The sequence below is a fragment of the Negativicoccus succinicivorans genome, from assembly GCF_018373335.1.
GTDB lineage: Bacteria > Bacillota > Negativicutes > Veillonellales > Negativicoccaceae > Negativicoccus > Negativicoccus succinicivorans_A.
This window is the reverse complement of sequence record NZ_JAHAHH010000058.1, coordinates 1-8,324: the sequence shown is the minus strand read 5'-3', so window position 1 is coordinate 8,324 and position 8,324 is coordinate 1. Positions and strand designations below refer to the sequence as shown.

Annotated in this window: 6 protein-coding genes and 1 pseudogene; all 7 read left to right on the top strand. The window is 48.6% G+C overall.

Annotated elements, in window-relative coordinates; translation table 11 throughout:
* Positions 1-241, top strand: a 241-nt coding sequence (locus KH813_RS05125; RefSeq protein ID WP_303994081.1) for a phosphatidate cytidylyltransferase, incomplete at its 5' end; no start/stop codon positions are given.
* A complete protein-coding gene (gene dxr / locus KH813_RS05120; RefSeq protein WP_303994079.1) occupies positions 238-1,395 on the top strand; it encodes a 1-deoxy-D-xylulose-5-phosphate reductoisomerase in 1,158 nt (385 codons plus the stop codon). The genes KH813_RS05125 and dxr, both read left to right, overlap by 4 nt.
* 12 nt (positions 1,396-1,407) lie before the next feature.
* Positions 1,408-2,445 (top strand): RIP metalloprotease RseP, encoded by a 1,038-nt coding sequence (gene rseP, locus KH813_RS05115; protein WP_303994076.1) that lies wholly within the window; start codon positions 1,408-1,410, stop codon positions 2,443-2,445.
* A gap of 14 nt (positions 2,446-2,459) precedes the next feature.
* Positions 2,460-3,533 carry a flavodoxin-dependent (E)-4-hydroxy-3-methylbut-2-enyl-diphosphate synthase gene (ispG, locus tag KH813_RS05110; RefSeq protein WP_303994074.1) on the top strand — a complete coding sequence of 358 codons (1,074 nt, stop codon included), beginning with the start codon at positions 2,460-2,462 and terminating at the stop codon, positions 3,531-3,533.
* Entirely contained in the window at positions 3,530-5,245 is a 1,716-nt protein-coding gene (locus KH813_RS05105; RefSeq protein ID WP_303994071.1) for a proline--tRNA ligase, read from the top strand. The genes ispG and KH813_RS05105 overlap by 4 nt, the downstream gene beginning before the upstream one ends.
* 104 nt (positions 5,246-5,349) lie before the next feature.
* On the top strand, positions 5,350-7,731 hold the full coding sequence (locus KH813_RS05100; protein WP_303994068.1) for a DUF3656 domain-containing protein: 2,382 nt from the start codon (positions 5,350-5,352) through the stop codon (positions 7,729-7,731).
* A pseudogene (locus KH813_RS05095) lies at positions 7,731-8,324 on the top strand (hypothetical protein); the annotation flags it as partial. The gene KH813_RS05100 and the pseudogene KH813_RS05095, both read left to right, overlap by 1 nt.

Below are 8,324 nucleotides of genomic sequence, written 5' to 3'. Positions count from 1 at the left end.
GCTCATATATGCGTACGCCGGTCAAGTACCGCTTTCTCTTGCACTCGGTTTAGCTATGGCGGTAGCGATGGTCGCGCCGGCAGGAGATCTTTTTGAATCGCTTTTGAAGCGCTACGTAGACGTTAAGGATTCGGGACATATATTGCCGGGGCACGGCGGTATTTTGGACCGTTTTGACAGCCTTTTATTCGTTACACCAGTGTTGTACTCGCTGCTTTTATTTTTAATAGGTGACTTATGAAAAAAATTGCGGTATTGGGAAGTACCGGATCGATAGGTACGCAAGCTTTAGAAGTTATTCGTGAGCATTCGGATAAATTGCAGGCCACCGTATTGGTAGCTCATCGTAACACTGATTTATTGCGGCAGCAGATCGAGGAGTTTCATCCTGAACTGGTTGCGGTAACGGATAGGGAAGCCGGGAAGCAGCTGCGAGCTACTTATACCGGTCCGACAAAAATTATTGTCGGACCGGAAGCGTTAACAGCAGCGGCTGCGGCAGCTAATGCCGAAATCGTTTTGGTAGCCATTTCGGGCGCTATTGGGATCGCGCCTACGTTAGCTGCGATTGATGCACACAAAGTTATTGCTCTTGCGAATAAGGAAACGATGGTAGCCGCCGGCGATCTGGTTAACCGCAAAGCAGTAGAGGCAGATGTTACCATTTATCCTGTAGACAGTGAACATAGCGCGATTTTTCAATGTTTACAGGCAGTTCCCAAAGACGCGTTGGCAAATGTCATATTGACGGCTTCGGGAGGACCTTTCCGTGGCTATAGTGCGGCGCAACTTGCCAGTGTAACCGTTGCCGATTGTTTAAAACATCCGACATGGCAGATGGGACAAAAAATAACGATTGATTCCGCGTCCTTATTTAATAAGGGGTTGGAAGTTATCGAAGCCCATCATTTATTTGCCGTCGACTATGATAAAATAGAAGTTGTTGTACATCCGCAGAGTATTGTTCACTCGATGATTCGTTTGCGGGATGGCGGGGTGCTTGCTCAGCTGGGTGTTCCGGATATGAAATTGCCGATTCAGCTGGCGTTTTCGTATCCCGAGCGATGGACGATCAATAATTCTCCGCTGGATTGGGATACAGAACGTACACTGGAATTTGAGCCGCCGGCAACAGATGTTTTTCGCTCCCTGCCGCTGGCGTATCAGGCAGGGAGCATGGGCCAATCGGCGACGTTAGTTTATAACGCGGCCAATGAAGAAGCGGTGAAGGCGTTTATTGCAGGTAAAATTTCGTTTACGGATCTTTTTACCGTGACGGAAGAAATGGTCATAACTCATACGCCGACACCATTGCGTGATTGGCAAGACATTGTGGCGGCCGATCGGGCCATTCGCAAGCGAGCGACGGAATTTATTGCGACATTATCGAAATAACGGAGGAATATTTTGCTGACTATTATCGCGACCATTTTTGTATTTGGCGTGATTGTTCTTGTGCATGAGTGGGGACACTTTATTACGGCTAAATTGACCGGCATGCGAGTGGATGAGTTTGCGGTCGGTTTTGGCAGCAAGTTGTGGTCAAAGCGTGTGGGAGAAACAACGTACTCATTACGATCTGTTCCTCTCGGGGGATTTAATCGCATTGCAGGCATGACGGAAGAGCAGGTCGAGGAGGATCAAGTCGATCCGCGTCGCGCTTTCATATATAAACCGGCTTGGAAACGTTTCATCGTGATCGTGGCCGGTGCAGCTATGAACTTTATTCTGGCCATTATTTTGATCAGTGGTCTGTTTAGCGCGTACGGCGTTTCTACACCGAGTGATGAACCGATCATCGGTGAAGTTCTTACACAGGCGCCTGCATCAAGTCATCAATTAGCGCCCTGCGATCGCATTGTAGCGATTCAGGGGGAGCCAATCCGGCAATGGAATGAGATTTCTCCCCATATGCAAAAATGGGGCGGACAAGTGGTTACGTTACGAGTTGAACGCAACCATGAACCGCTGACGTTACAAGTGATCCCCGGAAGCGATAACGGACGTGTAGTGCTCGGTATCCTTCCAGTCATTGAAACGCGGCCGGTAGGCTTGTTCGAATCCGTTCAGTATGGTGCAGAACGTTCATGGAACTTAACAGCGCAGATGTGGAAAGGCATCGGTCAGCTGATTACCGGGAAAGTTTCCGGCAGCGAATTGGCAGGACCTGTCGGTATAGCGCAAATGGCAGGCAACATTGCGCGTACCGGGTTTGCCAATTTATTGATGTTTACCGCCGTATTGAGCCTTAACTTGGGCCTGCTTAATTTATTGCCCGTGCCTCTGTTGGACGGTGGCCATTTATTGCTGATTGTGGTAGAGGGTATTATCGGTAAAAAATTACCACCCAAATACCTGTACTATATTCAGATGACGGGACTGTTTCTTTTGGGTGCACTTTTTATTTATGCGACGAGTAACGATATCTTACGATTTTTGAAATGACATGAAGTGATAGGATGACACGAAAAAAAACAAGACAAATTCATATAGGACAAGTAGCGATCGGCGGGGATGCACCGGTATCTATTCAATCGATGTCGACGTTCACCCCGACGGACATCACAGAGGCGGTAAAGCAAATCAATGAACTTGCGGATGCCGGTTGTGACATTGTGCGTTTGGCGGTGCCGAATCGGGCAAGCGCGCTCGCGTTGAAGCAGGTCAAAGCGCAAACCGGCGTGCCGTTGGTAGCCGATATTCACTTTGATTACCGCTTGGCTCTGGATGCCATTGACAGCGGTGTTGACGGTTTGCGGATAAACCCCGGCAATATCGGCAGCATGGAAAATGTGTTGAAAGTAGTCGAGAAAGCCAAACCGAAACGAATTCCTATTCGTATCGGTATTAACGCGGGCTCATTGCCGGAGCATATTTTGAAATCCTACGGTGGACATCCGACCGCACAGGGAATGGTAGCTTCTGCGTTGGAGCATATTCGGATATTGGAGCAGGCCGATTATCGTGAAATGAAAATTTCACTGAAATCCACGGATGTTCCCATGATGGCGGAAGCGTATCGAATGCTTGCCGATCAATGCGATTATCCGCTCCATTTGGGCGTGACGGAAGCGGGAACGGTGATGCGAGGCAGTATTAAGTCGGCGATGGGAATCGGTGCTCTTTTACTTGACGGTATCGGCGACACGATTCGTGTGTCATTGACAGCCAATCCCGTAGAAGAAGTAAAGGTTGCGAAAATGATTTTACAGGCAGCCGGGTATTCTACGTATGGGGCGGTCATGATTTCATGCCCGACCTGCGGGCGTTGTCAAGTCGACTTAATTCCGATGGCAGCGGAAGTCGAAAAACGTCTGGAAGGTATTAAAACGCCGTTGCGTGTAGCCGTCATGGGGTGCGTCGTCAACGGTCCTGGGGAGGCTCGCGAAGCGGACTTCGGAATTGCCGGCGGCAACGGTCAAGGGGTTTTGTTCCGCAAAGGCAAAGTGTTGCGTACTGTTTCTGAGGATGATTTAGTCGACGAACTGATGAAAGAAATTAATCAATATCTAGCGGAGGAGAAAAAGGTATGAGAGCATCTCAATTATATAGTCCCACGTTACGTGAAATGCCGGCAGATGCGGAGGTAATGAGTCACAAACTGATGTTGCGTGCGGGGTTTATCCGTAAACTCAGCGCAGGTTTATATACATTTTTGCCGCTGGCTTGGCGCACGTTGCGTAAAATTGAAACGATCGTGCGAGAGGAAATGGATGCTATCGGTTCGCAGGAAATTATGATGCCGATTATTCAGCCGGCAGAAATTTGGCAGGAATCGGGACGCTGGGGTGCCTACGGTGAAGAGATGTTCCGTCTCCAAGATCGGCATCAGCGGGAGTTTTGCCTCGGACCGACGCATGAAGAGATGATAACCACGCTGGTTAAAATGGATGTTTCTTCGTATAAACAATTACCGCTTACTTTGTATCAAATTCAAAATAAATATCGCGATGAAGTTCGGCCTCGTTTCGGATTAATGCGAAGCCGCGAATTTATTATGAAAGACGGCTATTCGTTTGATGCTGACCCGGCAAGCATGAAAGTCAGCTATCAAAAGATGTATGATGCGTATAGTCGCATTTTTACGCGTTGCGGATTGGATTTCCGACCGGTAGAGGCGGACTCAGGGGCCATCGGCGGTAGCGGCTCACATGAATTTATGGCTTTTGCCAAGTCCGGCGAAGCGGCTGTTGTACGTTGTCATGATTGTGATTATGCGGCAAATATCGAAGTCGCATGTCCGCAAACACCGGATATTGAAAACGAAGCAGCCGGTGCAGAGCTCGAAAAAGTAGCGACGCCTAATCAAAAAACGATCGAGGCATTGTGTCAATTTTTACAAATCGATGCTACACAAACGATTAAAGTCGTTATGTACCGGGCAGAAAAGAAATTGGTCATGGCCGTTGTTCCGGGTGCGGCAGAAGTCAATGATGTGCGCGTGGCTGGATTGGTCGGGGCTATCGAATTGCCGCTTGCTGGCGATGAAGAGTTACAGGCTCTTGGCCTTGTTCCGGGGTATCTGAGCCCGATCGGTTTGACTCCGTCGGATGATTTGGAAATCATTGTAGATCCGAAAGTTATGCAAATGACAGATGCTGTTAGCGGCGCCAACGAAACCGACATGCATTTCCGACATGTTATTCCGCAAAGGGATTTCCCCGATGTACGCGTGGAAACAATCCGTCTGATTACAGATGAAGATGCGTGTCCGAAATGCGGCGGCCATATTACTATTGACCGCGGCATTGAGGTCGGTCAGGTGTTTCAGCTGGGCACAAAGTACAGCGAGTCGTTGGACGCCATGTTCCTGGATCAAAACGGCAAGTCGTACCCCTTTTATATGGGCTGTTACGGTATCGGTGTATCGCGGACGATGGCGGCGACAATTGAGCAAAGTTATGACGACGATGGGATCATTTGGCCGGTTGCGATTGCGCCGTATCAGGTGGTCGTCGTAGCAGCTAACAGCAAAAATGAAGAACAGCAACAGGCGGCAGAACAATTATATAATGAGTTGACCCGGGCGGGCATCGAAACGGTCTTTGATGATCGTAAAGAACGCGCAGGTATCAAATTCAAAGATGCCGACTTGATCGGTTATCCGGTTCGTGTGACCGTCGGGAAAACATTTGTTGAAGACGGTGAAGTAGAAATCAAGGTTCGTCGGAGTGGTGAAATCACGAAAGTGAAGTCTGACAAAGCCTTGTCAACAGTGCAAGACTTGTTGGCGTCACTGGCATAAAGGCACAAATAAAAAAGAGTCGATGCATCGACTCTTTTTTATTTGCAGTACTGACGGCTGCGTCAAAGGCCTATGTTATAATAAAGACTTGAAGAGGTGAAATAATGGAATTATTAGCGCCAGCAGGGTCGCTGGCACATTTAAAAACGGCGGTTGCTGCCGGCGCTGATGCAGTATACCTCGGCGGGAAAGCATTCAGCGCCCGCCAAAGTGCAGTAAATTTTGATCACGAAGAACTGCGAGAAGCGGTGACGTTGTGCCACTTACATGATGTGGCCGTTTATGTGACCGTTAATATATTGGTGGCGGATGCGGAAACGGAGCCTTTTAAACATTTTATCCGTGAGCTTGCGGAGCTTTCAGTGGACGCCGTTATCGTACAGGATATCGGTGTTGCCCAAATCATTCGTCGCGAAGCGCCGCTGCTTGCTATTCACGGCAGCACGCAAATGTCAGTAAGCGATCTTGCCGGTGTGGAATTTTTAGCGAAGGAAGGGTTTACGCGAGTCGTTTTAGCGCGCGAACTTTCCCTGGCGGAAATTCAAGAGATTACCGAGCAGGCATCGATTGAGATTGAAATATTTATTCATGGTGCGTTATGTGTATCCTACTCCGGTCAATGCCTGATGAGCAGCTTTATCGGTGGCCGCAGCGGCAATCGCGGCGCATGTGCGCAGCCTTGCCGGATGCCGTATGACTTGGTGGATACGTCTGGTGAACGTAAGAATCCTGCGGCGGAACAATATGTGTTAAGTCCCAAGGATATGATTTCAACGGATGTCATTGCGGAACTTGCGCAAACTAAAGTAGCCTCGCTTAAAATCGAAGGACGAATGAAGCAAATTCCCTACGTATATACTACGGTGAAAACATATCGGCAACTGATCGACGGTGAAATCAATGCGCAGGCCGCGCAAACTATGTTAGCTAAAAGTTTTAATCGCGGTTTTACAAAAGCGTATTGGTACGACTCCGTCGGTCGTGATTATTTAACACGTTTTGCACCGAACTATCATGGCGAACCGATCGGTATTCTTACCAAAATTGATAAAAAGAAGGAACGGGCAGTGTTTGCGATGTCGCATATTCCGGCAACCGCAAACGGTGTCTATAAATATATCGGCAAAGACGGCGGTTTATGTTATGTCGATTGCAAAGATGTAACGTATCAATCCGCAAAAAAAGAGTTGTACTTCCACTATGCCGAATTTCCAAAGGGAGACACAAAACTTTATTGGCAATCTTCGGAGCAGCCGGCAAATGTTACAGCGGATATCATCGCCATTCCTACCTACTGGGATGTGCAGGCCGTTGTCGGTGAACCGCTGCGGGTGAAAGTCCGTACAGAAAAAGGCATTGCAGTTGAAATTGTAAGTGATTTTATCGTACCGACGGCGCGCACACAGCCAACGGACCTGAATCTTGTAAAAACGCAACTTTCCCGTTTGGGCAACACCGCTTTTATATTGGCGGAGGTGACATTAACGGAAGGTCATTTTATGTTGCCTAAAAGTGTTTTGAATCATGTGAGAACGCAAGCACAGACAGCATTAACAGAAGCTGTTTTACAAACCTATAAAGAACGTCATTTTCAGGCGGTACCGATGGTTTACGACAGAGTAAAACCGCCCGTGTTACCATCGCTCAAAAGTGTAGCAGTGCGAGCACGAACGCTTGCACAGGTAGAAACGGCATTGACGGAAAAAGCCAACGAAATTATTTTTGGCGGCGATATATTTATCGGCGAAACGTATACCACGCAAGATTATGCTCAAGTAGTAATGCGTTCGCGACAACATCATGCCCGCGTAGGCCTGGCTATGCCGCGTCTGACGCGACAAAAAGAAGCCGCTGAAGTTGACCGTATGCTTCAAGATATGGTTGCCGCACAACCGGATTTTATTTTGATTCACGCGTACAGTGATGCGCAACGATTGGCAGAGTTCGCGCCACAGATGCCTTTTTATGTAGCGCCGACGCTGAATGTGTTTAATCAGGAATCGTTGCGCTTTTGGCAACAACATGGTGCGAGCGCCATCTTTCTTTCACAGGAGCTTACACTGGCACAAATTCGTGGAATTCTACGCCAATACGACGGCTCATTGGGGGTATACGCCTGCGGTCGCACCGAATTAATGGTGACCGAAAATAATTTGTATAGCGCCTATGGAGACGAAAAAGGTACAGATCATGGAGTACGGGATTGGTCATTGCGGGATCGATTGGGAAAAGAATTCCCCTTGCAGACGGATCAATTCGGACGCATGCATATTTTTAATTCGGTACCTACAGATATGGCGCCGGCGCTCGCCCGTCTCTCGCAATACGGTGTACACAAAGTGGTCATAGATGCGGCATTGCTCTCACAAAATGAGTTGGCTCAAGCAGTCAAAATTTATACGGCGCTATGGTTACAAGGCGCCGAGTTTACGAATGGAGTGTTCCCGCAGGCAACGCGCGGACATTTGCAACGAGGGATTATGTAATGGAACGCAAGACGTTAGAGGCCTTAGATTACGGAAAAATTCAAGAACGGTTACGAGAACGTTGCGCATCGAACGGTGCCAAGGAATGGGCGCTGCAATGGTATCCCAGCAGTGATCCGAGAGAGGTTGAACGACGCTTAGCCGAAACAGCGGAGGCATTACTGCTGATTCAAAATGCACAGGCACCGCATTTCGGAGGCTTGCGGATGATTCGTCAGCCACTGGAACGAGCGCAGAAAAAAGGGATCTTAACGGTGGAAGAAGTGCTGGCGATTCGCTCGTCACTGGAAGCCTATCAAGAAATTCGCGACCGCTTTATGGCGGCGCAGGAAACGCCTCGTTTGACAGCGCTTGCGGCAGAAATTGAGCCGCAACCGCAACTTTTAGCACGGCTTGAGACGATGTTTGATGAACGTGGACGGATGCGCGACACCGCAAGTCCTAAGTTGAATCAATTGCGTCGTACTCAGGAACGGTTGCAGGAACGCGTGAAACATTCACTGGAAGCAATGATCCAGGATCGTACCACTGCTAAATATTTACAGGAAGCGTTGGTCACACAGCGCAATGAGCGCTATGTCGTGCCGGTTAAA

Excerpts from the sequence above, each read along its gene's own strand:
- dxr (WP_303994079.1), top strand. The coding sequence starts at position 238 with ATGAAAAAAATTGCGGTATTGGGAAGTACCGGATCGATAGGTACGCAA.
- ispG (WP_303994074.1), top strand. The coding sequence starts at position 2,460 with ATGACACGAAAAAAAACAAGACAAATTCATATAGGACAAGTAGCGATC.
- KH813_RS05105 (WP_303994071.1), top strand. The coding sequence starts at position 3,530 with ATGAGAGCATCTCAATTATATAGTCCCACGTTACGTGAAATGCCGGCA.
- KH813_RS05100 (WP_303994068.1), top strand. The coding sequence starts at position 5,350 with ATGGAATTATTAGCGCCAGCAGGGTCGCTGGCACATTTAAAAACGGCG.